23 protein-coding genes are annotated in these 25,334 nt (G+C 61.3%); 12 read left to right on the top strand and 11 right to left on the bottom strand.

Annotated features, from left to right (window positions below):
* Positions 1–78: 78 nt before the first annotated feature.
* Together JMY24_RS17035 and JMY24_RS17030 are read right to left on the bottom strand one after the other, a co-directional pair.
* Entirely contained in the window at positions 79–1,389 is a 1,311-nt protein-coding gene (locus JMY24_RS17035) for an MFS transporter (RefSeq protein ID WP_128597600.1), read from the bottom strand.
* Positions 1,390–1,544: 155 nt separating this feature from the next.
* Positions 1,545–2,666: a tartrate dehydrogenase gene (locus JMY24_RS17030; protein WP_128597599.1), complete on the bottom strand. Its 1,122-nt coding sequence runs from the start codon at positions 2,664–2,666 to the stop codon at positions 1,545–1,547.
* Between the two features lie 109 nt (positions 2,667–2,775).
* Here JMY24_RS17030 and JMY24_RS17025 point away from each other — a divergent pair, with 109 nt between their 5' ends.
* Complete coding sequence (locus tag JMY24_RS17025) at positions 2,776–3,696, top strand: LysR substrate-binding domain-containing protein (RefSeq protein ID WP_128597598.1); 921 nt, start codon at positions 2,776–2,778, stop codon at positions 3,694–3,696.
* Between the two features lie 52 nt (positions 3,697–3,748).
* Complete coding sequence (locus JMY24_RS17020) at positions 3,749–4,132, top strand: VOC family protein (RefSeq protein WP_128597597.1); 384 nt, start codon at positions 3,749–3,751, stop codon at positions 4,130–4,132.
* A 37-nt stretch (positions 4,133–4,169) separates the two neighbouring features.
* On the opposite strand, the gene JMY24_RS17015 is transcribed toward JMY24_RS17020, so the two are convergent.
* The gene (locus tag JMY24_RS17015) at positions 4,170–4,487 is read right to left on the bottom strand and encodes a DUF4148 domain-containing protein (RefSeq protein WP_128597596.1); all 318 of its coding nucleotides are present in this window, start codon (positions 4,485–4,487) and stop codon (positions 4,170–4,172) included.
* Between the two features lie 199 nt (positions 4,488–4,686).
* On the opposite strand from JMY24_RS17015, the gene JMY24_RS17010 reads away from it, so the two are divergent.
* Positions 4,687–5,475 (top strand): COG4705 family protein, encoded by a 789-nt coding sequence (locus tag JMY24_RS17010; RefSeq protein WP_128597595.1) that lies wholly within the window; start codon positions 4,687–4,689, stop codon positions 5,473–5,475.
* Positions 5,476–5,539: 64 nt separating this feature from the next.
* On the opposite strand, the gene arsH is transcribed toward JMY24_RS17010, so the two are convergent.
* The 4 genes from arsH to JMY24_RS16990 form a co-directional block, all read right to left on the bottom strand.
* The gene (arsH, locus tag JMY24_RS17005; RefSeq protein WP_128597594.1) at positions 5,540–6,304 is read right to left on the bottom strand and encodes an arsenical resistance protein ArsH; all 765 of its coding nucleotides are present in this window, start codon (positions 6,302–6,304) and stop codon (positions 5,540–5,542) included.
* A gap of 12 nt (positions 6,305–6,316) precedes the next feature.
* Positions 6,317–7,144 carry an arsenate reductase (glutaredoxin) gene (gene arsC / locus JMY24_RS17000; RefSeq protein WP_128597593.1) on the bottom strand — a complete coding sequence of 276 codons (828 nt, stop codon included), beginning with the start codon at positions 7,142–7,144 and terminating at the stop codon, positions 6,317–6,319.
* Between the two features lie 91 nt (positions 7,145–7,235).
* Positions 7,236–7,550, bottom strand: coding sequence for an ArsR/SmtB family transcription factor (locus tag JMY24_RS16995; RefSeq protein WP_128597592.1), 315 nt, complete (start codon positions 7,548–7,550; stop codon positions 7,236–7,238).
* A gap of 292 nt (positions 7,551–7,842) precedes the next feature.
* Positions 7,843–9,006: a porin gene (locus JMY24_RS16990; RefSeq protein ID WP_128597591.1), complete on the bottom strand. Its 1,164-nt coding sequence runs from the start codon at positions 9,004–9,006 to the stop codon at positions 7,843–7,845.
* A 348-nt stretch (positions 9,007–9,354) separates the two neighbouring features.
* On the opposite strand from JMY24_RS16990, the gene JMY24_RS16985 reads away from it, so the two are divergent.
* On the top strand, positions 9,355–10,170 hold the full coding sequence (locus tag JMY24_RS16985; protein ID WP_128584315.1) for a MetQ/NlpA family ABC transporter substrate-binding protein: 816 nt from the start codon (positions 9,355–9,357) through the stop codon (positions 10,168–10,170).
* Positions 10,171–10,289: 119 nt separating this feature from the next.
* On the opposite strand, the gene JMY24_RS16980 is transcribed toward JMY24_RS16985, so the two are convergent.
* Together JMY24_RS16980 and JMY24_RS16975 are read right to left on the bottom strand one after the other, a co-directional pair.
* Positions 10,290–11,405, bottom strand: a complete 1,116-nt coding sequence (locus tag JMY24_RS16980; protein WP_128597590.1) for a succinylglutamate desuccinylase/aspartoacylase family protein — start codon at positions 11,403–11,405, stop codon at positions 10,290–10,292.
* A gap of 252 nt (positions 11,406–11,657) precedes the next feature.
* On the bottom strand, positions 11,658–12,440 hold the full coding sequence (locus JMY24_RS16975) for an ABC transporter substrate-binding protein (protein WP_020066551.1): 783 nt from the start codon (positions 12,438–12,440) through the stop codon (positions 11,658–11,660).
* Positions 12,441–13,046: 606 nt separating this feature from the next.
* Between JMY24_RS16975 and JMY24_RS16970 the strand changes: the two genes are divergently transcribed.
* Complete coding sequence (locus tag JMY24_RS16970) at positions 13,047–14,195, top strand: extracellular solute-binding protein (protein ID WP_236597424.1); 1,149 nt, start codon at positions 13,047–13,049, stop codon at positions 14,193–14,195.
* Positions 14,195–16,018 (top strand): diguanylate cyclase domain-containing protein, encoded by a 1,824-nt coding sequence (locus JMY24_RS16965; protein WP_128597588.1) that lies wholly within the window; start codon positions 14,195–14,197, stop codon positions 16,016–16,018. Before JMY24_RS16970 ends, JMY24_RS16965 begins: the two co-directional genes overlap by 1 nt.
* Positions 16,019–16,040: 22 nt before the next feature.
* Here JMY24_RS16965 and JMY24_RS16960 read toward each other — a convergent pair whose 3' ends face one another.
* Positions 16,041–17,537, bottom strand: coding sequence for a mannitol dehydrogenase family protein (locus JMY24_RS16960; protein ID WP_128597587.1), 1,497 nt, complete (start codon positions 17,535–17,537; stop codon positions 16,041–16,043).
* 237 nt (positions 17,538–17,774) lie between these two features.
* On the opposite strand from JMY24_RS16960, the gene manD reads away from it, so the two are divergent.
* From manD to JMY24_RS16930, 6 genes are all read left to right on the top strand, one after another.
* Positions 17,775–18,983, top strand: coding sequence for a D-mannonate dehydratase ManD (gene manD, locus JMY24_RS16955; protein WP_128597586.1), 1,209 nt, complete (start codon positions 17,775–17,777; stop codon positions 18,981–18,983).
* A gap of 95 nt (positions 18,984–19,078) precedes the next feature.
* Entirely contained in the window at positions 19,079–20,125 is a 1,047-nt protein-coding gene (locus JMY24_RS16950) for an L-idonate 5-dehydrogenase (protein ID WP_128597585.1), read from the top strand.
* A 104-nt stretch (positions 20,126–20,229) separates the two neighbouring features.
* Positions 20,230–21,522: an MFS transporter gene (locus tag JMY24_RS16945; RefSeq protein ID WP_128597584.1), complete on the top strand. Its 1,293-nt coding sequence runs from the start codon at positions 20,230–20,232 to the stop codon at positions 21,520–21,522.
* Between the two features lie 141 nt (positions 21,523–21,663).
* The gene (locus JMY24_RS16940; protein ID WP_201702486.1) at positions 21,664–22,506 is read left to right on the top strand and encodes a GntR family transcriptional regulator; all 843 of its coding nucleotides are present in this window, start codon (positions 21,664–21,666) and stop codon (positions 22,504–22,506) included.
* 80 nt (positions 22,507–22,586) lie between these two features.
* Positions 22,587–23,138 (top strand): phosphonate metabolism protein/1,5-bisphosphokinase (PRPP-forming) PhnN, encoded by a 552-nt coding sequence (gene phnN, locus JMY24_RS16935; RefSeq protein ID WP_128597542.1) that lies wholly within the window; start codon positions 22,587–22,589, stop codon positions 23,136–23,138.
* Between the two features lie 96 nt (positions 23,139–23,234).
* Positions 23,235–24,425 carry a M20 aminoacylase family protein gene (locus JMY24_RS16930; RefSeq protein ID WP_128597541.1) on the top strand — a complete coding sequence of 397 codons (1,191 nt, stop codon included), beginning with the start codon at positions 23,235–23,237 and terminating at the stop codon, positions 24,423–24,425.
* Between the two features lie 59 nt (positions 24,426–24,484).
* On the opposite strand, the gene JMY24_RS16925 is transcribed toward JMY24_RS16930, so the two are convergent.
* Positions 24,485–25,309, bottom strand: coding sequence for an IclR family transcriptional regulator (locus JMY24_RS16925; protein WP_128584323.1), 825 nt, complete (start codon positions 25,307–25,309; stop codon positions 24,485–24,487).
* Between the last annotated feature and the right edge of the window lie 25 nt (positions 25,310–25,334).

The following is a 25,334-nucleotide window of genomic DNA, read 5'->3' as shown; positions in this document are numbered from 1 at the left end:
CCCGTTCAACCAACATTTCGTTGCATACGACGTTGGATGTCACGACGGAGAATCCTGTTCCCAGATGAGCGTATGCCTTCAGTGGCCGTGGCGCTCGCCGGCTGCGACGGGCGTCTGCTTCGATTGCCGGCTCAGCATCAGCGTGACGACAGCGGACAGAGCCAGCGTCGCGCCGACCACATACAGCCCCGCCGAGTAGCCGCCCGTCACGTTCTTGAGCCAACCGATCGCGAACGGACCGACGAAACCGCCGAGATTGCCGATCGAGTTGATCATTGCTATTCCCGCGGCCGCGCCGGCGCCCGACAGGAACATGCTCGGCATTGCCCACAGCGGCGCCTTCGCCGCACTGATGCCGACGTTCACGATGACGAGGGCGAGCACGATCATCAGTGCTGTCGTGGCGTTACCGGCAAACACAAAACCAAGGCAGGCCAGCACGCACGGAATGACGACGTGCCAGGTGCGCTCTTCGGTACGGTCCGAATGCTTCGCCCACAGGATCATTGCGACCACGGCGACAATGCTGGGGATGCCTGCGAGCAGGCCCGTTTCGAACGAGCCGAAGCCATACTGCTTGATGATCAGCGGCGCCCACAAGCCGAGCGTGTACAAACCCGCCGAGGTGCCGAAGTAGATCAGAGCCAAAGCGAGAACGCGTGGATCGCGCAGCGCGCTCAACGCACCGGCCGTGTGGCCCGCATGCGACTGGCGCGCGTCGGCTTCCGTCTTCAGTTTTGCGATCAGCCAGTCGCGTTCTTCGGGCTCGAGCCAGTGCGCCTTCGACGGCGTGTCGGTCAGGTACTTCAGCACGAAGAAGCCGAGGACGACGGCGGGCAGCGCTTCGATGATGTAGAGCATCTGCCAGTCCGCGAAACCGGCTATCGATGGAAGCTTCATGATCGCGCCGGAAATCGGCGAGCCGATGGCGGTGGAAATCGGCGCCGCGGCCATGAACCATGCGGCAGCGACGGCGCGCTGACGTGTCGGAAACCACAAGCTCAGATACAGGATGATGCCGGGAAAGAAGCCCGCTTCCGCCACGCCCAGCAGAAAGCGCAGCGCATAGAAGCTGTTGGGCCCGACGACGAATGCGGACGCCAGCGAGACGATGCCCCAGGACACCATGACGCGCGCGATCCAGCGGCGCGCGCCGACCTTGTGAAGAATCAGGTTCGACGGAACCTCGAACAGGAAGTAACCGATGAAGAAGAGGCCGCCGCCGAGTCCGAATGCAGTCGGTGAAAGACCGATGGCCTTGTTCATGGTCAACGCTGCAAAACCCACGTTGACGCGGTCCAGAAAACTCACGAAGTACAGCAGCATTACAAACGGGATGATCCGCAGCATCAGCTTGCGGGACACCCGGCTTTCGAGGTCGGTCATCATTGTCTCCTCCTTTGGAGGCGTGAACTGTGCTCGCTTGCGAACGCGGCGCAGTGCGGCGCGCGCCGCAGCCGTCGGATGCGGCTGTTGGGCGGCTATTGTGAGGCTCGTGTTGCGGCGCGCGTTACGAGGCGCGACTGTTGTCGCGTGATCCAGGCTTACGCGGCGTCCCCCAAAGGGACTTCCTTCGGGGCGTTGGCAGCGGGCGCTGCTGTCTGCTCGATGAACGCGCAGACGGCAGCGGTTACCTGCGCGGTAGTCGCCGTGCCGCCGAGATCGCCGGTGTGCAGCGACTTGTCGGCGGTCACGGCTTCCACTGCCTGCATCACGCGGTTTGCGGCATCGAATTCGCCGAGGTGTTCCAGCAGCATCACGACCGACCAGAAGGTGCCGACCGGATTGGCGAGACCCTTGCCCATGATGTCGAACGCGGAGCCGTGGATTGGCTCGAACATCGACGGAAAGCGGCGTTCCGGGTCGATGTTGCCGGTCGGCGCAATGCCGAGGCTGCCGGCGAGCGCGGCGGCGAGATCGCTGAGAATGTCCGCATGCAGATTAGTGGCGACGATCGTGTCGAGGCTCGCCGGTCGGTTGATCATGCGGGCGGTCGACGCATCCACCAGTTCCTTGTCCCATGTGATGTCGGGGAATTCCTTCGAGACCTGTAGCGCGATCTCGTCCCACATCACCATTGCGTGACGTTGCGCGTTGCTTTTCGTAATCACCGTCAGCAGTTTTCGCGGACGCGACTGCGCGAGGCGGAACGCGAAACGCATGATGCGCTCGACGCCGGCACGCGTCATGATCGACACATCGGTGGCGGCTTCAATCGGGTGGCCCTGGTGAACGCGGCCGCCCACGCCGGAATATTCGCCTTCCGAGTTCTCGCGCACGATCACCCAGTTCAGGTCTTCGGGCTTGCAACGTTTCAACGGTGCGTCGATGCCGGGCAGGATTCGCGTCGGGCGCACGTTTGCGTACTGGTCGAAGCCCTGGCAGATCTTCAGACGAAGTCCCCACAGCGTGATGTGATCGGGAATGTCGGGGTCGCCCGCCGAGCCGAACAGGATCGCGTCCTTGCCGCGAATCGCGTCGAGTCCGTCCGCCGGCATCATCACGCCATGCTTGCGGTAATAGTCGCCGCCCCAGTCGAAGTTCTCGAATTCGAACGCGAACGACTTCGTGGTTCTGGCTAGCGCTTCGAGCACTTGCGCGCCCGCCGGCACGACTTCCTTGCCGATGCCGTCGCCGGGAATGGTTGCGATGCGATAGGTTTGCATGTCTCCGGTCCTTCATATGTTGTCGATGTGAGTGACTCTATCGATATCTGGACGCAAAAACCGGTGCTAGACTCAAAGCATCTTTAACTTTAATTCACAAGTGAAGCTGATGCGCGACACCGTCCAGCCAGCCGATTTGAGCTTTTTCTCTACGCTCGCCGCGTCCGGCAGCCTGAGCGCGGCGGCGCGTGAGCTCGGGCTGACCGCGGCGGCCGTGAGCAAGCGGCTCACGCAGATGGAGAGCCGCGCCGGCGTGGCTCTCGTCAATCGCACCACTCGCCGGATGATGCTCACGCCCGAAGGCGAGCTGTATTTGCAGCATGCGCGCAGGATTCTCGACGAGATCGACGAACTCGCTGAGTTGCTCGGTTCCGCGAAGAAGAGTCCGAAAGGGCTGCTGCGCGTGAATGCGACGCTCGGGTTCGGGCGCAGCCATGTGGCGCCCGCTATTTCGCGTTTTGTCGCGGCGTATCCGCAGGTGTCGGTTCAGCTTCAGTTGTCGGTCACGCCGCCGCCGCTCACGGACGATACGTTCGACGTATGTATCCGTTTTGGCGAGCCGCCCGATACGCGGGTGGTCGCACGGCGCCTTGCAGCCAACCGGCGTTTGCTGTGCGCGGCGCCTTCGTATATCGCATTGCACGGCATGCCCATGACGCCGCACGATCTGACGCGGCACAACTGCATCGGCATTCGTCAGGGCGATGAAGCGTATGGCGTGTGGCGCCTGACTTCGGGCAAGGGTGCGTCGCGCAAGACGGAGGCGGTGCGGATCAAGGGCACGCTGACCACCAACGATGGCGAGATCGCGGTGAAGTGGGCGCTCGAAGGGCACGGCATTCTGCTGCGCGCGGAGTGGGACATCAAACAGTATCTGGCCGATGGCTCGCTCGTTGTGGTGCTGCCCGATCACGAGACGCCGAACGCGGATATCTTTGCCGTGTACTCGCAACGGCATCAGATGTCGAACCGCATTCGCGCGTTCGTCGACTTCATTGCCCACGACTTGCAGGACGGAGCGGTTGGCTGATGAGGCTTCGACTATATTGATTCCATGAGTACCTACCGGATGGAGGTGCAGCATGAGTGTGCAGCTAAACCATACTATCGTCTGGTGCCGGGACAAGCAGGCGTCAACGCAGTTTCTGCGAGACATTCTGGGCCTTCCGGCTCCGATTCCGTTCGGGGAGATGCTGGTCGTGCAAATGGCCAATGACGTGTCGCTTGATTTCTATGAGAGCGATGATCCGATCGCCATGCAGCACTACGCGTTTCTGATCAGCGAAGAAGAATTCGAGCGGGCGTTCGCGCGTATTCGCGAGCGAGGGATCGAATATTGGGCCGACCCCGGCAAACGACGCGCCGGAGAAACGTACTCGCACAACGGTGGCCGCGGGCTTTATTTCGACGACCTCGATGGTCACTTTCTCGAGTTGATGACGCGGCCTTACAAGGTTGCTGGATAGATTGTCGTAGCGTGGGTTGGATCGGCGACTGTTCTCTTCACTGCATTGGCATTGACTGCATTGCAGGTTGGTTGTCGACGAGCGCGTTCTGTTGGGCCGCATGCATCGCGGCGACTTTTCGTTCCGCTTCCTGAATGTCAGCCGGATAGTTGGGGTCGTCGCCTGTAGACGGGTTGTATCCGACGGCTTCGAGCTCTTCGAGTTCATGCATGACTTCAGCGCGCGTGAGCTGATGCGCGCCCGGGGAGGGCGATGCTTGTGCGTGCGCCCATGTCGATGTGATCAAAAGCGCAGTGCTCGCCACCATCGTGACGAATGAGCGCGATGCTGCGCGGTCTGCATAAGTGAGTTTCATGGCAGTGCTCCTCGATGTAAGAGCGTATCGTCCGAACCCGGTTTGAGTTCGTTTTGACTCGCTCTGCATCGGTTAACCGGTGTAGTGGGATACTTATTCCCGGCGGGGAATGCGCACTAACTCAACCATGCTTAAGCAAGCGTTAACCTCTTGCGTTTAAATTGGCGTGTCTATACAGCTACCACGAAAGGAGTGACTGATGAAAGACAGCGCCATGAACTTCGCTGAAGAGGCCGTCAGCAAAGTGCCGCAAGTGACGTTGGGTTTCTGGGTAATCAAGGTCGCGGCCACCACACTGGGTGAAACGGGCGGAGACTGGGTGTCGATGTCGCTGAACCTCGGTTACCTGATTGGTTCGGCGATCTTCCTCGTATTATTCGTCGTGCTCGTGTCCGCGCAGATCAAGGCGCGGGACTTCCATCCGTTCCTTTATTGGGCGACCATCATCGCAACCACGACGCTTGGCACAACAATGGCCGACTTCGCGGATAGATCGCTCGGCATCGGTTATCCCGGCGGCGTCGCGCTAGTCGTCGCATTGCTTGCGGCGAGCCTTGCGGCCTGGTATCGCTCGGAAGGCACGGTTTCAGTCGAAAGTATCGTCACGGCTAAAGCGGAATGGTTCTACTGGGTCACCATTCTGTTCTCGCAAACGCTCGGCACCGCGCTCGGAGACTGGGTCGCAGGCGAGGATCGCGGCGGTCTCGGTGCCGGCTACGAGTATGGAGCAATGATTTTCGGCGCAGGCTTGCTCGTGGTAGCCGCCCTGTATTTCTGGTCGCGCGTGTCGCACACGGCGCTTTTCTGGGCAGCGTTCATTCTGACGCGTCCCCTCGGCGCGACGCTTGGAGATCTGCTCGACAAGCCTGTTGCGGAGGGCGGGTTGCACGTCAGCCGCTTGTACGCATCGGGGATTCTGCTTGTGTTTATCGTCGCCTGTATCGTGCTTTTGCCGCAACGCGCGGCGAGACGCGCGCCGGCTGTATAGCTATGCGTCGGATGCGAGGCGAACTGAAATGCCCTATGGCCAGTGACTCTGATGGCAAGGAGCGCTACTCGACCTCGCTTTCGTCTGTGTCGGAAATTTGCGCATTCTGCTCATGACTCATAGCAGCACTCGCGAGTTCCGTTACGTTTGCCGGTGCCCGCTCCTTGCGCTCACTGTACCGGTCGGTCAAGTAATCCGAACGGTCGCGTACGAGTAGCGTGAACTTGAAAAGCTCTTCCATCACGTCGACCACCCGATCGTAGTACGAGGACGGCTTCATCCGTCCGTTCTCGTCGAACTCCTGAAATGCCTTGGCGACCGAGCTCTGGTTTGGAATCGTCACCATGCGCATCCAACGGCCTAGTACGCGCAGCGCGTTGACTGCATTGAACGACTGCGAGCCGCCGGACACTTGCATGACTGCCAGCGTGCGCCCTTGCGTGGGGCGGATGCTGCCGGAATCGAGCGGCAACCAATCGACCTGATTCTTGAAAACCCCTGTGAGCGCGCCGTGACGTTCAGGGCTGCACCACACCTGGCCCTCGGACCACACCGATAGTGCGCGCAGTTCCGCTACCTTCGGGTGGTCCGGCGGGACGCTATCGGCAAGGGGAAGGCCGTGCGGATCGAACACCTTCGTCTCGGCGCCGAACTGCTGAAGAATCCGCTCTGCTTCCAGCGTAAGCAACCTGCTGTACGACGTTGGCCTGAGTGAGCCGTACAGAAGAAGAATGCGCGGCGGGTGTTGCGATAGCGCGCGTGGTTCGAGCTTCGTGAGATCGGGTGTGTCGAGATGAACGGCGCTGATGTTCGGTAGATCGGTCTGCATTGGCTATGGCGATTAAAGGGTGACGGCACGCGAAAGCAGCGCGGCGCACGACGGACACAACCCGGCAGCCTGACGTGTGGCCAGGATCGTTGCCGGGGCCGCGTCGCGGCTGACCGGCCTGAAGCCGGACTTCTCGAAGAACGCAGATTCATTCGCTGTGAGCAGCCACCCGGTACGGGCGCCCACATCGAAGGCTTCGCGCAGCAGAACGGCGAGCACGTTACGGCCAATGCCTTTGCCCCGATGCTCCGGCGCAACGACAAGTGACCGGATCAGTACATCGCGTCCGGATTGCTCGAAACCGCCATAGCCAAGATGGCGACCTGCCAGCGTGGAGAAGGTGAAGAACGAGCGACCAGATTCGCTCAGGTCGCTGGTGGGAAGTTTTGCATCGCGCAGTGCCTGCACGAATTCAGCGTTGTCACCTGCGATGCGGCGAGCCACGATAAAAGGCACACCTTCTTCCTTGAGGACCTCGCGCTCGGGCATGCTTGCAAGGACTCCGGTCACTGCATCGGAAGGGCGGCACAGACGTGTACCGCGCGGCGTTACGACTATCGGCCGGTTGATCAGTATCGGATGGGCGAGTATTGCCTCGATCAGTTGAGCGTCGCTCAGTGCCGGATCGTCGAGTCCGAGTTCCTTGTACGGCGTGCCCTTCGTGCGCAGCACGTCCCGGACTGCCATTCCGCTGTCGGCTATCAGGTGTTCGAGCGTTGCGCGATCGGGAGGATTTTGCAGATACTCGATCACGAGGGGGTGCTCGCCGGCTTCGCGCAGCAGCGCGAGCACGTTGCGTGACGTGCCGCAGTCAGGGTTGTGATAGATGGTCACGCGCATCGTGTGTCCTCGATGTATTCGGGTTTTAGCTGCGACCGGTTCACGACGCCGACGACCAGCAGCATGACGGGCACTTCGACGAGTACACCCACTACGGTGGCGAGCGCCGCGCTCCGCAGCCTGCACCCGCACAACAGTTCTCGGTGAGAAAACCGACGAGTTCACTCATCGCGTCAAAGTTGGCGGAGTAATAGATGAAGCGCCCTTCCTGCTGACCTGTAACGAGGCCGGCGTGCGAAAGGTCCTTCAGATGGAATGACAAGCTCGATGGTGACAGTCCGACCTGCTGCGCGATCTCGCCCGCGGCCATGCCCTCGGGACCGGCGACAACCAGCGCACGGAAGATGGCGAGTCGCGATTCATGAGCCAGCGCGCCGAGCGCGCGTACAACGAGGTTCGAGTCCATGACGGCATCATAAAGCCGTCGAATCGATAGTTCAAGTATTCTTGAAATGATGGACGTACGGACGCCGGTGAACGAATCGATATCAGGTCGTTCTGTGCTGCGAAGAGGGGAGGCGAAAGCAGTAAGACGCCAGCGGCGCCGGCGTCTTACTAAACAGGAATAGCTGCGTAATGTCCAGCTGCAGCACCGAGCAGTCGACTCCGCTCCAACTTGCGGAGACGGTTCAAAAGCAGCGGCGTTTCGACATTCGGAGCCGGCGAGGCGCTAACGCCTGCGCCGGCGCAAATCCGCTTTAGAACTTGTGACGCACGCCCACGCGGAATGCCAACTGGTTGTCCGCGCCCGTGCCCGACGTGTTGAAGTAGCTCGTGCTCGAACCGATCTGCGCTTGCAGATCCTGCGTGCCGTTGCGGCCCGCTGCGATCTGATAGATGCCGAGCGCGTACACGTCGGTACGCTTGCTCAGCGCATAGTCGACGCTCAGATCGACCTGGTTCCAGTGACCGCGATTCGCGTTGCTCAGGTGCATGTACGTGTAGCCCGCGCCTGCCGTCAATGCCGGCGTGAACGCGTACTTCGCGCCCGCTTCATACGCGGCGAAAGTCGTTGCACCGCCCGTGATCGGCTCAAGGCGCGTGTTCGTGTACAACGCCCACAGCGTCGCTGCGGCGATCATGTAACGGCCGCCCACGCCGAACGTGCGCAGATCGCGGATGTTGCCCGTCGTCACGTTTGCAATGGTCGTCGAGAATGCCGGCGTTGCCTGGCTCGGGTAGCGGATGTCCGTGTATGCCGCGCCGATGCCGAACGGACCGTTCGCATAGTTCAGGCCGAAGCTGTAAGCACGCGACGAACCCGCGACCGGTGCTGCGGTCGTGCCCGATGCCGGCGCGCCTGCGAATGCGCCTGCCTGGTTCGAGAAGCCATACATCGCGCCGAAGGTCAGGCCCGAGAAGTTCGCGCTGCTGAACTTGACGGAGTTGTTGATACGGCTCGACGTCAACTGGTCGACGTCGTTGATGTGGTAAGCGTAGTTGCCCGCGACCGTTTGACCGCCGGTCGAGTAGTTGCCGCCGAGATAGTCGGTCGAGAACGAGTACTGGCGGCCGAACGTCAACGAGCCGACATTGTTCTGCGACAAACCGACATACGCCTGACGGCCGAACATCGCACCGCCCTGGCCGAGCGTGCCGTTACCGCTGTTGAAGCCGTTTTCCAGCACGAACAGCGCCTTCAGGCCGCCACCCAGATCTTCGGTGCCGCGCAGGCCCCAACGGCTGCCTTGCGCCACGCCGTCGTCGTACTTGAAGAGATTGTCGTGACCGGTGGCGGTCTTCGAGTTGTTCACATAGCTGATACCGGCATCGATCACGCCATACAGCGTGACGCTGCTTTGTGCGTGGGCGGCGCTGGCGAAGACTGCGAGGGTAGCGGCGGTCAATAGTTTTTTGTTCAAAACGTTCTCCGATTAAAAATTAAGCGATCGCAATGCGGTGCTCTTTGGCAAGGTCATGCGACGGCCTGAAATTTAAGGGAACGCTGAGTAAGGTATGTGACAGGCGCATTGATTTTGAAATCTGTCGCGCGCAAGCGACAGTCAATGGCAATTTCGCACGAAGGCACGAGGCACAAGCCGCTGCATTACCGATTCATTAGCGCCGCAATACCGCGTACCGAGTGAATTGCGTGCATAAGCTTTTTCGGGACCGCTCATATAAGCGTGTGAAAAACGATTGGTTTCAGGCCGCCGCCGCTGCATGCGACGATGCGCGCCTATCAATCAAACCGCTTATGGGGGAAACGCATGCAACGCCGCAATATCATCAGAAACCTGCTCGCGCTGGCCGGTGTCGCCGCTCTTTCGCTCACGGCAACGTTTGCGCATGCGGACGACAAGCAGCTTAAGGTCGGCACGATGAGCGGCCCCGATGCACAAATCTGGTCGGTCGTGACGAAAGTCGCGGCGCGCGAGGGGCTCAACGTCAAAGTGATCGAATTCAACGACTACGTGCAGCCGAATGCGGCACTGGACGCCGGAGATCTCGACGCTAACGGTTTTCAACACCAGCCGTTTCTCGATAGCCAGATCAAGCAGCGCGGCTACAAGATCGCGAATGTCGGCCTGACTTATGTGTCGCCAATGGGCTTTTATTCGAAGAAGCTCAAGTCGCTGAAGGACTTGCCCGAAGGGGCGAAGGTGGGCATTCAGAATGATCCGTCCAATGGCAACCGGGCGTTGCTCCTGCTTCAGAAGTACGGCGTCATCAAGTTGAAGCCAGGCGTCGGCACGAACGGCGTCAATGCGACGCCGCTCGACGTCGCTGAGAATCCCAGGAAAATCAGGCTGGTGGAACTCGACGCCGCGCAATTGCCGCGCGCCCTGGACGACCTCGACGCGGCGTCGATCAATACCGACTATGCAGTGAAGGCGGGCTTGCAGCCCACCAAAGACGCGATTGCAATCGAAGACCTGAAGGGGCCTTATGCCAACCTCATCGCCGTGCGCGAGAAAGACCGCAATCAGCCTTGGGTGAAGAAACTGGTCGCGGCTTACGAGTCCGATGAAGTGCGCAAGTACATCGACACGCAGTTCAAAGGAGCGATTATTCCCGCGTTTTAAAGGGCTTTTTCGTATCGCGTGGCTGGCTGGCGATCGCTAGAGCAGGACCAGGAGCAAGAGCAATAACAAGTGAGGGCGCCTTCGCGGGCGCCCTCACTTTAGCGTCCAAAGCCCGCAGATCAGTTGCTCAACAGCGAGCCGCTTCGAAACGCGGTCGCGCCGGCAATGCGCGCGAATTCGAGGCCGGCCGTGGCGAAGCGCGTCAGATGACGCGCATACAGCACGCCGGCAACGTTGCTTTTGAGCGTGACGACTCGGTCCGTCAACGGATCGACGATGTCCGCGATTTCATGGCCCACGTCGACCCACGTGCCCACCTCGCAGCGATACACCAGCACGCCGCTGATCGGCGCGACGATCGGCTCCGCGCCGGCGAGCGGCGTGGCTGCGAATTCGAGCGGCGGCAGCGGCGCGGCCGTGCCTTCAACCACGCCACGCGAGGTCAGATATTCGACGATCGCCTGCGCGTCGTGCTCCGCATACTCGTACGACACTTCTCGCTGGCCGCGCAATTCGATCGTGACCGAAATCGAGCCGTTGGGAATCGGAAAACGTTCGCCGAAACGGCCACGCAAATCCGACCAGCAGAAGCTGTGAATTTCGTCGAACGGATTGCCCACCGAATTGAGCGCAAGCAGCGATGCCTTTGCGTCGAGATAACGCGCAAGCGGCTCGACTTCGGGCCACAGGTCCGGGTTCGTGTACAGGTGCATGGCGGCTTCCCAGTCGCAATGCAGATCGAGCACTACGTCGGCGTCGTATGAAAGCTTTTGCAGCGCGAGACGTTGCGATTCGAGCTCGGTGGCCGGCCTTTGCGCCTCGAGCGCCTCGCGCATCGCGGTGCGGATCGCCGTACGGTTGGCGTCGATGTTATCCGTGAGGCGCTCTTCGATCACCGGCGCGACCAGTGCCGACAGATCGTGGAAATTGCGGTTGAAGTTCTGCGCGGTGTTGGTTTCGAAGCGTCCGGTCAGGTGACCGAGAAAGTGCTGGTTCAGGCCGATGGGATTGGCCACCGGCACGATGACGACTTCGCCGCGCAGCTTGCCGGCCGCTTCGAGCGCCGCAAGCTTGCGGCGAAGTTCCCACGAGACGAGCATGCCCGGCAATTCGTCGGCATGCAGCGACGACTGGATATAGATCTTCTGCCCGCCGCCGGGACCGTAATGGAAACTCGTCAGGTTGCGGGCGGTACCGAGCGTCGGGGCAATCAGCGGATGGGATTGGGTTTGCATGGTTGTCGAATTCGCGGGAAAGTGCGGCGCGCCGCTATCTCGTTGATTTGAGGGGAAAAGCCTGGATGACGCCAGTCGTTCACAACAGCCCGGCGCCATATCGATCGCACGATCTTAGCCGATACGGCGCGGTGCGTGGTTGTGCCGGCTACAAAACGAAACGGGCCCCGCGCATGGCGGGGCCCGTTCCGGCGAGTCGTTCAGCGCGCCGCTAGACGCGCGTGGCGGCCCTGGCTGACATAAGCCGGCGTATTAGCTGCCGTACACGTCGAAGTCGAAGTACTTCTTCTCGAGCTTCTTGTACGTGCCGTCCTTGATGATGTCGGCGATCGCCTTGTCGACCTTCGCCTTCAGATCCGTATCTTCCTTGCGCATGCCGATGCCCGCGCCGTTGCCGAGAATCTTCGGATCGTCGAGGTTCTTGCCGACGAAGTCGAAGCCGGCGCCGCGCGGCGTCTTCAGGAAGCCGATTTCAGCTTGCACCGCATCTTGCAGCGCTGCGTCCAGACGGCCCGACAGCAAGTCGGCATACACCTGGTCCTGGTTCTGATACGGCACGACCTTCGCACCCTTCGGTTCCCAGTAGGTCTTCGCGTAGGTTTCCTGGATCGTGCCCTGTTCGACGCCGACCGTCTTGCCCTTCAGCGATTCAGCCGTCGGCAGGATGCCCGAACCCTTCTTTGCGACGAGGCGCGTCGGCGTATTGAACAGCTTCGACGAGAAGGCGACCTGTTCGGCGCGTTGCGGCGTCATGGACATCGACGACAGCACGCCGTCGAACTTCTTCGCCTTCAGGGCCGGAATCATGCCGTCGAAGTCGTTTTCGACCCACACGCATTTGGCCTTCAGGCGCGCGCAGATTTCATTGCCGAGGTCGATGTCGAAGCCAACGAGCTTGCCGTCGGAGCCTTTGGACTCGAACGGGGGATAGCTGGCATCAACGCCAAAACGGATGGTGGACCAATCTTTAGCGTGTGCGCCAATCGAGACGGTGGCAAGCAGAGCAACCGTCAAAGCCGCTAGCAGTTTTTTCACTGTTTTACTCCTCGGTGTAGTTCAAATACTCCCGCACGCGGTTGTGCCGCTGCGGGAAACCCGGCGCGACTCACGACCGGGCCTGGGTTGAAGCTGTCGGCCGGGGCGGCCAGCAGCGCGCGCCAAGCTTATCAGTTCAAAAATATTGGGTAGTTAGTGAAATACCGGATGGCGCATGAGCGACGCCTTGAAAGCAGAGGCGCTCGGAGGAGCGCATGGTCGCGCGCCAATGCGAGCCGCATCGAATGTCCGGCTGTCGGCGGAAGTCGTAATGACGAAGTAACCCGATCGTAATGCGAATCGTTAAATGATATTTAGCAATCACGTGTCCATTTAATTCGTCGAATTAATTAAAGAACGTTAAGCGCCTGCCGTTATCAGGAGATGAATGCCCGTCGTGTCCCGCCGAGGGTCAGTTATTTCTGCGCATTGACGCGGTAATGAAACCAAAAAAATATTGCTTGGCGCTATGATCGTTGCTCCTCGCGCTTTCCCTGCAGCGCAAAGAGCAGTTCTGATCAGAGGAAACGTCTCCAGTATTGATTCGCGAGTCATTCACGCGGGCATCTGCTCGCCGGAACTGCCTTCTGCAAAACGGTGTTGCATATGCACATGATTTCGACGGCAGATGAAATGCGCTGTTTTACGCAGCACGGTCAGCGGCGAATTGCGGTTGGGACCTCGCACGCGTCATTGGCCGCGCGCAGCGGTTGCGGCGTTCTCTTGCGACTTGTGGTGAGCGCGTTTCTCAGCTTCGGGCTGCTATCGGGCGCATCGGCCGAAGTCGCGAAAAAAGTCTTGCACGTGCTTGCGTGGCCCGGTTACGCCGATACCGACGTCGTGAAGAACTTCGAGTCGCGTTACGACGTAAAGGTGGAAGTGACGCTCGTGGATTCCGATGAAGCGTTATGGGCCCAACTGCACGCCAAAAACGCGCCGCGTTTCGACGTGCTCGCGGCGAACACCGCGGAAATCCAGCGCTATACGCGCGCCAATCTGCTGGCGCCGCTGGATCTGCAAAGCCTGCCCAATACCGGAAGACAACTGCCGCGCTTTCAGGCGCGCTCGGCGATTGAAGGGATCGTGTCGGACGGCAAGGTCTATGCGATTCCGTTTACCTATTCGTCGATGGGCCTCATCTACGACCGCAAGCAGGTCGCGGTCGCGCCGCGCTCTATGCGCGAACTGTGGAACCCGCGGTACCGCGGCAAGGTGCTCGACTTCAATAGCGCGCAGCACAATTTCTCGTTCACGGCGCTTGCATTGGGTTATCGCGATCCGTTCAATCTGAACGCCACGCAGATGCGCGCGATCGCTCACAAGCTCGTCGATCTGCGCCGCAATCTGCTGACCTATTACACGCTGCCCGAAGAGGCGACAGCGTTTTTCATCCAGCATAACGTCGCGTTGATGTTCGGCAACTACGGCACGCAGCAACTGGAATTGCTGCGGCGCGCCGGCGCCGACGTGGGCTACGTGATTCCCGACGAAGGCGTGCTGGCCTGGCTCGATTGCTGGTCGATGACGCGTGCAGCCGCCGATCCGGCGCTCGCGCTCGCATGGATCAACTACATGCTAGAACCGGAGGTGAGCCGGTTACTGACACAGCGGCAAGGACTCGCGAACACGTTGACCGATCCGGCCGCGCATAGCGACAACGCTCGCATCGTGTGGATCGGTCCGGTGGAGAACATTCAACGGCGCGAAGACCTGTGGGCCAGAATCGTCTCCGGTGACCGCTCGGAGCGCTTCTAATGATCCGTCCGGGCCTCACCTTCAAGCTGTCTATTCTGCTCGCCTGCATTGGCGTGCTGGCATCGGGCGCGACCGGTTATTACGCGTATCACGCGAACCGCGCGATGCTGGTAAAGGAAGCCGGCCACAGCTTGCTGACGTCGACGGAATTGCTAGGCCAGCGTTTTTCCGCGTCGATCGACGACGTCGGCGCCGACGCGCTCGTGCTCGCGAGCTTGCCCTCGTCGGCCGAGGTCGTGGCGACCGACGACGGAACCGCCGCGAGTGCGTCGCGCGAACGGCTCGCGCAGGTGTACTCGAGCTTCATGATCCATCACGCCGAATACCTGCAGATCCGGCTTATCAGCCGCGCGCATCACGGCCTCGAAATCATTCGCTTTGACCGCGACGCCGACGGACTGATGCGCGTGGACGGCGGCGACCTGCAGGAAAAAGCGCAGTTCCCGTATGTGTTCGAGCCGCTCGCATTTTCGCCCGGACGCATCTACACGTCGCCGATTTCCGTCAATCACGAATACGGCGCGCATGCGGCGCAGGGCAAAGCGACGCTGCGGGTCGGCACGCCCGTCGCTAACCTGCAAGGCTCGGTGGTCGGCGTCGTCGTGATCGACATCAATATCGCCGATTTGCTCAAGCGCCTGCAAAGCGATTTGCCGAGCGATTATCAGGTCTATCTCGCCAACGAATGGGGCGACTTCCTTGTTCACCCCGATGCGTCGAAAACGTTCGGCTTCGATACGGGCCGCCGGGTGCTGATGCAGGATAGTTTCGCCGTTACCAAGCCGCTTTTCGAACAGAAGGAAAGCGAAGTACTCGTGAACGGCCTCGCGCGTCCCCGTCAAGCCGAGGGGCAAGTGCTCGCCTTCGTGCGCAGGCCGTTCGGCGCGTCCGAGGGCAATCGCTTCATCGTGATCGGGCTTGGCAAGCCGCTCGAAGATGTGTTGTCGGGCGCGCAACTGCTGGGCGGCAGCATCATCCGCATGGTGTTGATCTCCAGCGCGCTGGCACTGCTTCTCGCGATTCTTTTTGCACGCGCGCTCACCAAGCCGTTGCATATCCTCGCCTATGCGGCCACGCATCTCTTCGCCGAACACGCAATGGAGACATTGCCCGTCAAACGCACGGACGAGATCGGCGTACTCGCGCGCTGTTTCGATCGCCTGCGCCGCGAGATCAGATCGCAGATGGACGCGCTGCATGTGAAGCAGCGCGAACTCGTGCATCTCGCCACGCACGACGTGCTCACCGGGCTGCCGAACCGCATGCTGTTCATGGAAAAGCTCGAACGTGCGATCGACGATGCGACGCGCCGCCGCGAAGGACTCGCGGTATTGTTCGTGGACCTCGACCGCTTCAAGCAGATCAACGACCAGTTTGGCCATTCGGTCGGCGACAAGGTGCTCGTTGCGGTGGCGCTGCGGCTCAAGCAAGTGCTGCATTCCGCGGATGTCGTCGCGCGTCTTGGCGGCGACGAATTCATCGTGCTGATCGAGGGGCCGCGCTCGGCAGAAGCGGCGCCCGGCATCGCCTCGCGCATCATGACCACGCTCAACGAAGAGATCGTGATGGACGGCCAGGGCATGACGGTGGGCGCGAGCATCGGCATCAGCCAGTTCCCCGACGACAGCGGCACGGCGGAGGAACTGCTGCTGAACGCTGACGCCGCGATGTACGCGGCGAAATCGGGGGGACGCTGCGCGTATTTGCGTTATCGCGACGTGCTCGAGGCGCGCCGGCGCCAGCAGGCGGAGCAGGCCGAAATCGTGCACGTGCAAGCCGGCGAAAGCGCAACCGAGGGGCATGAGGCTGAGCCCACGGCTTGACTGACATGCAAAATGCGGCGTGCTATTGCGACGCCGCTATCGCTCCGCGTGCGCCATCCTTTTGCAGCAACTGCAACGCGTGATGGAGCGCGGCTCTGAACGCGGGCTGCGCAGCCAGCTCTGCGGTGAATATTTCGCGCACGGAGAGCAGCGCATCCATCAGCGCCTGCGGATCGCCATTGGCCGATGCCGCGAGCGCCTTCAAGTTATCGGCGAGCGGGTCGCTGATGTCGTAGCGCGAACCGTTGTCTGCATAACCGCGCAAAAACGTCATCCATGCCGCGACCGCTAGTGCGAGACGCTTGAACGGCTGCCCAGCGCCGATCTTTGCCGCGATTGTGCCAAGCAGACGCGGCGGAATCTTCTGGCTGCCGTCCATCGCGATCTGCGCGCAGCGGTGCTTGAGCGCCGGGTTCGCATAGCGGGCGAGCAGTGCATCGCGATAGCCGGCGACATCGAACGACGCTGGCATATTCAGCGTCGGCGCGATTTCTTGCGTCATCATTGCGTGGATGAGATTGCGCATGGCGGGGTCGGCGATCGCCTCGTCGATCGTGGCGAAACCGCCAAGCATCGACAGATAGGCGAGGGTGGAATGCGTGCCGTTGAGCATGCGCAGCTTCGCCAGTTCGAACGGCGTGACGTCGTCGACGAGTTGTGCGCCCACCGCATGCCATGCGGGACGTCCCGCGGGAAAGCGATCTTCGATCACCCATTGCCGGAACGGCTCACAAGGCACGGGCGCAGCGTCCCGATAGCCGAGCGCCGCGGCCACGGTGACGTGCTCGGAGTCGGTCGTGGCCGGCACGATGCGGTCGACCATCGTCGACGGGAATGCAACTTTGGCTGAGATCCAGTCAGCGAGTGCCGGATCGGACTCCCGTGCAAAAGAACATACCACCTGACGCAGAGCGGCGCCGTTGTGCGCGAGGTTGTCGCATGACAGCACGGTGAAGGGCTCTTTCGCTGCATCGCGGCGCTGGCGCAACGCGGCAACCAGAATGCCGGGCACGCTGCGCGGCGCGTGCGGATGCGAAAGGTCGTGTGTTATCGCGGGATTGTCGAGCGCGACGTCGCCGGTCTTTGCATTGCGGCAGTAGCCTTTTTCGGTGACCGTCAACGAGACGATTCGCACCGAGGGTTCGGCAAGCCGCGCGAACAATGCGTCGTGATCGTGCGGCATCGCGAGCACTTCGCGCAATGCGCGCACAACGGTCACCTTCGCGCCCTCGGGTCCACGTTCGACAACGCTGTACACACCTTGCTGCTCCATCAGCGCATCGCGCTTCGCCACGTCGCCTTGCAGCGTAACGCCGCAGATGCCCCAGTCGCCGCCTTCGACGAGCATGGCCTCTTCCGTGTAAAGCGCCTGATGCGCGCGATGAAAATTGCCGATGCCGAAATGAACGATGCCGATAGGCGGCTCGCGCCACGCAGCATGCTCGGGTGACAGCACATGCTGACGCAGTGCGGACAACGCTTGACGGGTAAGGCGAGGCAATGAAGCTGGCGTGCTCATGTTGTGAAGTCCAGATGACGTGACAGGCCTGAAACGCCGCGAATCAGCGGGAAAACCCTGATTTGACGCTTCGCTATACTTGTATGGTAGCATCGTTCAAACGATTCGAGGCAAGCAGGTGAGGCTGAATGCGCAGCCGCATGGCCTCGTTGAAAGCGTCATGACACCGCGGCCGTGAGTCCAGCGTCTACCTCCCGTTCAGCGCCACGCAAGACCTGTTTTAGCAAGGAAGAGAACATGAAAATCGTTCGCGCCGATGTGATCGTCACGTGCCCCGGCCGCAACTTCGTCACGCTCAAAATCGTCACCGATGAAGGCGTGCACGGTATCGGCGACGCCACGCTCAACGGTCGCGAACTGGCGGTTGCCTCGTATCTGAAAGATCACGTATGTCCGTTGCTGATCGGCCGCGATCCGGGCCGTATCGAAGACACCTGGCAGTATCTGTATAAGGGCGCGTACTGGCGCCGCGGTCCAGTCACGATGACGGCCATCGCCGCGGTCGACATGGCGTTGTGGGACATCCTCGGCAAGGTTACGGGCATGCCACTGTACAAGCTGCTCGGCGGGGCGTCGCGCGAAGGCGTGATGGTCTACGGACACGCCACGGGCCGCGACATTCCCGAAGCCCTCGACCGTTACGCCGAGCACATCGAGGCCGGTTATCAGGCCATTCGCATTCAATGCGGCGTGCCGAACATGCGCTCGGTATATGGCGTATCGAAAGGCAGCGGCATGTACGAGCCGGCGACGAAGGGCGCTGTCGAAGAGCAAAGCTGGTCGTCGGAAAAGTATCTCGACTTTGTGCCGAAGCTCTTCGAAGCGGTGCGCGACAAGTTCGGCTTCGACACGCATCTGCTGCACGACGTGCACCATCGCCTGACGCCGATCGAGGCGGCGCGCCTAGGTAAATCCATTGAGCCGTATCGTCTGTTCTGGATGGAAGACCCCACGCCCGCCGAGAACCAGGCCGGCTTCCGGCTGATACGCGAGCACACGGTCACGCCGATTGCGGTCGGCGAGGTGTTCAACAGTATCTGGGACTGCAAGCAGTTGATCGAGGAGCAACTGATCGACTATATCCGCGCGACGCTGACGCATGCGGGCGGCATCACGCATCTTCGGCGGATTGCTGATTTCGCTTCGCTCTACCAGGTGCGCACGGGTTGTCATGGGCCGTCGGATCTGTCGCCGGTCTGCATGGGCGCGGCGTTGCATTTCGATCTGTGGGTGCCGAACTTCGGCGTGCAGGAATATATGGGCTTTCCCGAAGAGGCGCTCGAAGTGTTTCCTCATGCGTGGCGCTTCGACAAAGGCATGATGCATCCGGGCGATGCACCGGGCCACGGAGTGGACATCGACGAAGCCGCCGCTGCGCGTTTCCCTTACGACCCTGCATATCTGCCGGTTGCGCGTCTCGAAGACGGCACGCTATGGAACTGGTGATAAACGAGTGATGCAGCGCCGTCGCTGAAGTTCTTTTTACCCCGCATTTTGCCGCGCGTGATCGAGTTCGCGCATCTGTCATACCGGAGTCCACCATGCTTGCAGCCGTGCTTCACGAACCCAAACTGATCCGCATCGACGAGGTCGCTCCGCCGGAGCCCGGCCCCGGCCAGGTGCGAGTGCGCGTGCGCGCCGGCGGCATTTGCGGTTCCGATCTGTCGTATTACTTCAAGGGCAAGAGCGGCGATTTCGCGGTGCGCGAGCCGTTCGTGCTCGGACACGAAGTGGCGGGCGAAATCGATTCGCTCGGTCAAGGCGTGGGCGCCGATGCGCGCCTCGTGCCTGGCCAGCGCGTCGCAGTGAATCCGGGACTTGCGTGTGGAACGTGCAAGTACTGTACGGTAGGGATGCCTAATCATTGTCTGAACATGCGCTTCATGGGTAGTGCGTCGACGTTTCCTCACATGCAGGGCATGTTCCGCCAGTACATCGTCGTGGCGGCACGCCAGTGCATTCCAGTGGCCGACAGCGTCGACTTTGCGCAGGCGTCGATGGCCGAGCCGCTCGCCGTTGCGCTACACGCGGTGAAACAGGCAGGCTCGCTCGTCGGCGCAAGCGTGCTGCTGATCGGCTGCGGACCGATCGGCTGCATCCTGCTGAGCGTCGCGCGGCGCGCCGGCGCACATCGGGTCGTCGCCGTGGATTTGTCGAGCCGGGCCTTGCAGGTTGCCGCTCAACTCGGCGCGGACCAGACGGTCAATGCCGCCGATACCGCGACGATCGAACAATGGTCCGCACAACGCGGCACGTTCGATGTGGTGATCGAAGCGTCCGGCAGTCCCGCAGGACTCGATACGGCGTTGCGTTCAGCGCGTGCAGGCGGCACGGTAATCCAGGTCGGCAATTTGCCTGCGGGCCAATCGCCTGTTGCAGCAAATCTTGTGATGTCGAAGGAGCTTCGCTATCAAGGTTCGTTTCGCTTCACGGACGAATATGCGATTGCCGCCGATGAAATTGCATCCGGCAAGGTCGACTTGCGCCCGCTGATGACGCACGCATTTGCGATGAGCGACGCAAACGAGGCATTCGAAGTCGCTTTGGACCGCTCGCAGTCGATGAAGGTGCATCTGAATTTCGACTGAAACCGCACGCCCGCAGGCGAGTTGCAAACACGCTCCTCGATGCGCGCATCACATTCACAAGCCGTTCTAACGCCCGTCAAGAGGCGCAATGAAGGAGACATCGCATGATAAAGAGTCAACGCTGGTTTGTTGTCGCACTGCTCTTTCTGGCGGGCGTCATCAATTATCTCGACCGCTCGGCACTATCTATCGCTGCGCCGCTAATCCAGAAAGACCTGAACTTCTCGCACGCGCAAATGGGCGTCGTGTTCAGCAGTTTCTTTGTGGGCTATGCGTTGTTCAATTTCGTCGGCGGCGTGCTGTCGGACAAGGTCGGCGCAAAGCGCGTGTTCGGCACTGCGATGGGCGTGTGGTCTTTGTTTTGCGGCGCCACGGCGCTCGCAACCGGCATCGGTTCGCTGATCGTGTTGCGTGTGCTGTTCGGCATGGGCGAGGGGCCGTTCAGCTCGTCGAACAGCAAGATGGTCAACAACTGGTTTCCGCGCAAGGAAGTGGCGAGCGCGATTGGCGTGATCAGTTCCGGTACGCCGCTCGGCGGTGCGTTGGCGGGCCCGGTGGTGGGTTTCATGGCGGTTCAGTTCGGCTGGCGTTGGGCGTTCGTCGCGATCATGTTGCTGGGGCTGCTATGGCTCGTCTTTTGGGCCGCGACCACGACCGAACATCCGCAACAGAATTCGCGCGTCACAAGCGATGAGATGCAACTGATTCTCGCGGGCCAGGCTGACGAGCACGCCCTCGCGCATTCCGCCGACGGCTCCAAGCTCGGTCTCGGCCACTTTCTGCGCAAGCCGATCATTCTCGCAACTGCCTTTGCCTTTTTCTCGTACAACTACGTGCTGTTTTTCTTTCTCTCGTGGTTTCCGACCTATCTGACCGAGGCACATCACCTGAGTCTGCATGACATGAGCATCGCCACTGTGATTCCATGGGTACTCGGCAGCATCGGACTCGCGGCCGGCGGCTTCATCTCCGACCTGATTCTGCGTTTGACGGGCAAGCCGCTGCTGTCGCGCAAGATCGTGCTCGGTACATGCCTCGGCGCGGCGGCGGTGTGCGTCGCACTGGCGGGCCGCGTGGCCAGCACGGAAAGCGCGGTCGCGCTGATGTCGGTTTCGATCTTCTTCCTGTATGTGACGGGCGCCGTTTATTGGGCCGTTATTCAGGACACGGTGCCGCGCGAACATGTGGGCGGCGTCGGCGGCTTCGTGCATCTGCTTGCGAATCTTGCGGGCGTGATCGGGCCGGCTGTGACTGGCTTCATCGTTCAGGCGACACACGGCGCGTATGGCAGCGCATTCGTGCTGGCGGGAGGGATCGCGGTACTCGGCGCGGTGTGCTCGCTCGTGTGGATTCGCGAGCCGCGCGCAAACACGCTGGCGGTGGAACGTGCATGGTAGTATGGTGCGCAGCTTCGCAGCGTGCCCCGCAGTGTGCGTCGAAGTTTGCCTCGCGGTGTGCCTCGCAGTTTGCCTTTATGCCGGCAAGACACCGATGCGCCGATGCAGCTATCCACTCGATGCTCTTTCGTAGTTTGCAAAATGTCGACCAGGAATCTCTCCGCCAGCAAGCCGCCCCTGACCGCGAGCGCCGCGAGCGCCACGCTCGCTGAACCCCGTGCGCGACGTCGCGCGGGCGCGCAGGCTGGCGTGCATGTCCCATTGCCCGATCTGACCGAGAACGTATCGTTCGATTCGCACGAGCCCATCGGCAAGCAGATTTTCCGCGCGTTGCGACAGGCCATTTTCGTCGGCCAGATGGTGCCCGGCACGCCGCTCTCGGAAAAGGAAGTGTCGGACATGTTCCAGGTATCGCGACAACCGGTGCGGGAGGCGTTCATCAAACTGGTCGAAGCGGGCGTGCTGCAAGTCTTGCCGCAACGCGGCACCTTCGTGAAGCGCATTTCGCCGCGCCAGGTGCGCGAAGGGCGCTTCATTCGCGAAGCGATCGAAACGGCGGTGGTGCGTAAAGCAGCAGTGTCGATTACCGATGAGCAATTGCAGGCGCTCGCCGACAATCTGCGCCAGCAGAAGCTCGCGGCGAAGTCGAATGACACGGCCGCCTTCCTGGCGCTCGACGAGGCGTTCCACTACGCGATCGCGCAGGCGATAGATTGCACTGCCGCCTGGGAAACCATTCAGGACATCAAGGCGCAAATGGATCGCGTGCGCTACTTGAGCTTGCCCGACGTGTCGCCGCTCGATCTGCTGATAAGGCAACACGCCAGGATCCTGGCCGGCTTGCGCGCGCACGATCCCACTGCCGCTGAAGACGCCATGCGCAGCCACTTGCGTGAAATCCTCGTGTCGCTCGGTCCCATAGCCGCGCGTAACCCCGCCTGGTTCGAACCGGACGAATTGGAGCGTGTGCCGCTGTCCACGTGAAAACGTCGCGCTAAGCGGGTCCCGCAAAGCTTCGCGTTATGGCAAAGTGTGCCGTTTCAATGCCACGAGGTGAGGGGCCAATGAGAGGTCGCCTGGTCTATGTGATGGGGCCGTCCGGCGCGGGTAAGGACGCGTTGCTGGGTTTCGCTCGCAAGCGCCTTGCGGGAGAGCCGATTCTCTTCGCGCATCGTTACATTACGCGGCCAAGCGGCAACGGCGAAGAACATATCGCGCTCAGCGTCGAGGAATTCGCCGCGCGGTCGTTGCTGGGTCTCTTCGCGCTCGAATGGTCGAGTCATTCGCTGCGCTATGGCGTGGGTATCGAACTCGATGCATGGCTCGCGCGCGGTTGCACGGTTGTCGTGAATGGCTCGCGCCAGTATCTGCATCATGCGCTTGCGCGCTATCCTCGTACCGAAGTCGTGCATGTGGACGCTGCGCCGCATATTCTTGAAGCGCGTCTCGGCGCGCGGGCGCGTGAATCGGCGGAGCAGGTAGCCGCGCGGCTCGCACGGCACGCGCCTTTCTCTTTGCCCGATGGCGTTCGCTGCAAGTCAATCGACAATTCAGGCGAACTCGGAGACGCGGGCCATGCGCTGATCGCATTCCTCGAGGCCAAAGCCGGGCTATAGTTCTCGCCTTCGCTGCATCAGCGGTGACCTGGCAACGTCTTACTGCAGCCTTGGCATCGGCTTTCATGCAGCTTCACATCACGGAGTCTCTTGCAAATGAGCGAAACCGCGCGTTTCACCGAAGTAGCCGATCTGATCCCCGCCGCCGAAAGCCTGCGCGAAATTCGCCATCACATTCATCACCATCCCGAACTGGCCTACGAAGAGTTGCAAACCGGCGCGCTCGTCGCAGAGAAGCTCGAGCAATGGGGCTGGCAGGTGACGCGCGGTGTCGGTCAAACCGGCGTGGTCGGCACGCTCAAAGTAGGCGACGGCAAGCGCAGCATCGGCATTCGCGCGGACATGGACGCGCTGCCGATCATCGAGCAAACCGGCCTGCCTTATGCGAGCGGCACGCACGGCAAGATGCACGCATGCGGCCACGACGGCCACACGACGATCCTGCTCGGCGCCGCGCAACGCCTCGCGGCCACGCGTAATTTCTCGGGCACGGTACACCTTTACTTTCAGCCGGCCGAAGAAAGCGGCATCGACAGCGGCGCGAAGAAAATGATCGAAGACGGCCTGTTCGAGCGTTTTCCGTGCGACGCCGTGTTCGGCCTGCACAATCATCCAGGCGCGGAGCCGGGCGTGCTGCTGTTTCGCAAGGGGCCGTTCATGTCGGCGGGCGACAAGGCGATCATCACGATAGAAGGCGTGGGCGGCCACGCGGCGCGCCCGCATCTGACAGTCGATCCGGTGGTGGTGGCGGCAAGCATCGTCATGGCGTTGCAGACGATCGTCGCGCGTAATGTCGATCCGTCGCAGCCTGCGGTCGTGACGGTCGGCTCGATGCATGCCGGCACAGCAAACAACGTGATCGCGAGTACGGCGAGACTCGAACTGAGCGTGCGTTCGTTCAGCCCTGAAGTCCGTGCGCTGCTGAAAAAGCGCATTACCGAACTCGCGCAGACGCAGGCCGCGAGTTATGGCGCTAAGGCCGTCGTCGAATATATCGAGGGCTATCCGGTCGTCGTTAATTCGGATGACGAAACAGATTTCGCGGTAGAAGTGGCGCGCGAACTGGTAGGCGACGACAAGGTCGTTGCGCAGACCGACATACTGATGGGCAGCGAAGACTTCGCGTTCATGCTCCAGAAGCGGCCGGGCACGTTTCTACGTATCGGCAACGGAGTAGGTGAGGACGGCTGCATGGTGCACAACCCGCATTACGACTTCAACGACCGGAATCTGCCGGTTGGTGCGGCATTCTGGACGCGGCTGGTGGAGCGGTATCTCAGCCGCTGAGCGCGATTGGGGGCGGGGGCCGCGGGCACTCGAACAGCCGCGAAAATTGCCGCTGAAATTCAACCGCGCCTTGCCACCATCTCCGATACGGTTTGCGCAGCCTGCTGCAGCGGCTCGAGAAACGCCTTGACCATTTGCCTCGCCGAATTGCGTTGCGCGTTGCCGCTGATGTTCATTGCCGCGATCACGCGCCCCTGGCGATTGCGGATCGGCGCCGACAGCGAAATCAAACCGCCTTCCAGTTCCTGATCGACAATCGCCCATCCCTGGCGGCGCACCTGCGCGATCAGTTTCTTCAGTTCTTCCTTGTCCGTTACCGTGCGCGGCGTGTGTGCATAAAGCGGCGAGGAATTCAGCGTGGCTTCGAGCGTCTCGTCGTCGAGTGCGGAGAGCAGCACGCGGCCCATCGACGTGCAATACGCCGGCAAGCGGCTGCCGATCGACAGGTTGATCGTCATGATCTTGTGAGTCGGCACGCGCAACACATAGACGATCTCCGTGCGGTCGAGCACGGCCGCCGAGCAGCTTTCGTGCACCTGTGCGGACAGTTCCTCCATGACTGGCTCAGCCAGATTCCAGAACGGCATCGACGTCAGGTACGCGAACCCGAGGTCCAGAATTTTCGGCGTCAGGCGAAACAGGCGGCCCTCTGCTTCGACGTAGCCGAGCGTCTGCAACGTCAACAGGATGCGCCGCGCGCCCGCACGCGTGAGGCCCGTCGCAGCGGCAACGTCGGTAAGGGTCTGTTCGGGACGCTTCGCGTCGAATGCGCGAATCACCGCGAGGCCGCGCGCAAACGACTGCACGTATGAGTCGCCCGGTTTGTCCGGGGCCGGTTCGGCGCTGGCGGAAACGTCGGAGGACGGCGGCGGGGCTTTGCTCATGGACCTGGAATGTCTGCGGAATGTA

Origin of the sequence: Paraburkholderia kirstenboschensis, from assembly GCF_904848585.1 — a bacterium.
Lineage (GTDB): Bacteria > Pseudomonadota > Gammaproteobacteria > Burkholderiales > Burkholderiaceae > Paraburkholderia > Paraburkholderia kirstenboschensis.
Note: the sequence above shows the minus strand (reverse complement) of the source record. Positions and strands in the feature narration are given on the sequence as shown.

What these genes read in the sequence shown, in the direction of transcription:
- manD (WP_128597586.1), top strand. Translation starts at nt 17,775, where the DNA reads ATGAAAATCGTTCGCGCCGATGTGATCGTCACGTGCCCCGGCCGCAAC.
- JMY24_RS16940 (WP_201702486.1), top strand. Translation starts at nt 21,664, where the DNA reads ATGTCGACCAGGAATCTCTCCGCCAGCAAGCCGCCCCTGACCGCGAGC.
- phnN (WP_128597542.1), top strand. Translation starts at nt 22,587, where the DNA reads ATGAGAGGTCGCCTGGTCTATGTGATGGGGCCGTCCGGCGCGGGTAAG.
- JMY24_RS16950 (WP_128597585.1), top strand. Translation starts at nt 19,079, where the DNA reads ATGCTTGCAGCCGTGCTTCACGAACCCAAACTGATCCGCATCGACGAG.
- JMY24_RS16925 (WP_128584323.1), bottom strand. Translation starts at nt 25,309, where the DNA reads ATGAGCAAAGCCCCGCCGCCGTCCTCCGACGTTTCCGCCAGCGCCGAA.
- JMY24_RS16970 (WP_236597424.1), top strand. Translation starts at nt 13,047, where the DNA reads ATGCACATGATTTCGACGGCAGATGAAATGCGCTGTTTTACGCAGCAC.
- JMY24_RS16960 (WP_128597587.1), bottom strand. Translation starts at nt 17,537, where the DNA reads ATGAGCACGCCAGCTTCATTGCCTCGCCTTACCCGTCAAGCGTTGTCC.
- JMY24_RS16945 (WP_128597584.1), top strand. Translation starts at nt 20,230, where the DNA reads ATGATAAAGAGTCAACGCTGGTTTGTTGTCGCACTGCTCTTTCTGGCG.
- JMY24_RS17020 (WP_128597597.1), top strand. Translation starts at nt 3,749, where the DNA reads ATGAGTGTGCAGCTAAACCATACTATCGTCTGGTGCCGGGACAAGCAG.
- arsH (WP_128597594.1), bottom strand. Translation starts at nt 6,304, where the DNA reads ATGCAGACCGATCTACCGAACATCAGCGCCGTTCATCTCGACACACCC.
- arsC (WP_128597593.1), bottom strand. Translation starts at nt 7,144, where the DNA reads ATGCGCGTGACCATCTATCACAACCCTGACTGCGGCACGTCACGCAAC.
- JMY24_RS17010 (WP_128597595.1), top strand. Translation starts at nt 4,687, where the DNA reads ATGAAAGACAGCGCCATGAACTTCGCTGAAGAGGCCGTCAGCAAAGTG.
- JMY24_RS16980 (WP_128597590.1), bottom strand. Translation starts at nt 11,405, where the DNA reads ATGCAAACCCAATCCCATCCGCTGATTGCCCCGACGCTCGGTACCGCC.
- JMY24_RS16930 (WP_128597541.1), top strand. Translation starts at nt 23,235, where the DNA reads ATGAGCGAAACCGCGCGTTTCACCGAAGTAGCCGATCTGATCCCCGCC.
- JMY24_RS17035 (WP_128597600.1), bottom strand. Translation starts at nt 1,389, where the DNA reads ATGATGACCGACCTCGAAAGCCGGGTGTCCCGCAAGCTGATGCTGCGG.
- JMY24_RS17015 (WP_128597596.1), bottom strand. Translation starts at nt 4,487, where the DNA reads ATGAAACTCACTTATGCAGACCGCGCAGCATCGCGCTCATTCGTCACG.
- JMY24_RS16995 (WP_128597592.1), bottom strand. Translation starts at nt 7,550, where the DNA reads ATGGACTCGAACCTCGTTGTACGCGCGCTCGGCGCGCTGGCTCATGAA.
- JMY24_RS16985 (WP_128584315.1), top strand. Translation starts at nt 9,355, where the DNA reads ATGCAACGCCGCAATATCATCAGAAACCTGCTCGCGCTGGCCGGTGTC.
- JMY24_RS17025 (WP_128597598.1), top strand. Translation starts at nt 2,776, where the DNA reads ATGCGCGACACCGTCCAGCCAGCCGATTTGAGCTTTTTCTCTACGCTC.
- JMY24_RS16965 (WP_128597588.1), top strand. Translation starts at nt 14,195, where the DNA reads ATGATCCGTCCGGGCCTCACCTTCAAGCTGTCTATTCTGCTCGCCTGC.
- JMY24_RS17030 (WP_128597599.1), bottom strand. Translation starts at nt 2,666, where the DNA reads ATGCAAACCTATCGCATCGCAACCATTCCCGGCGACGGCATCGGCAAG.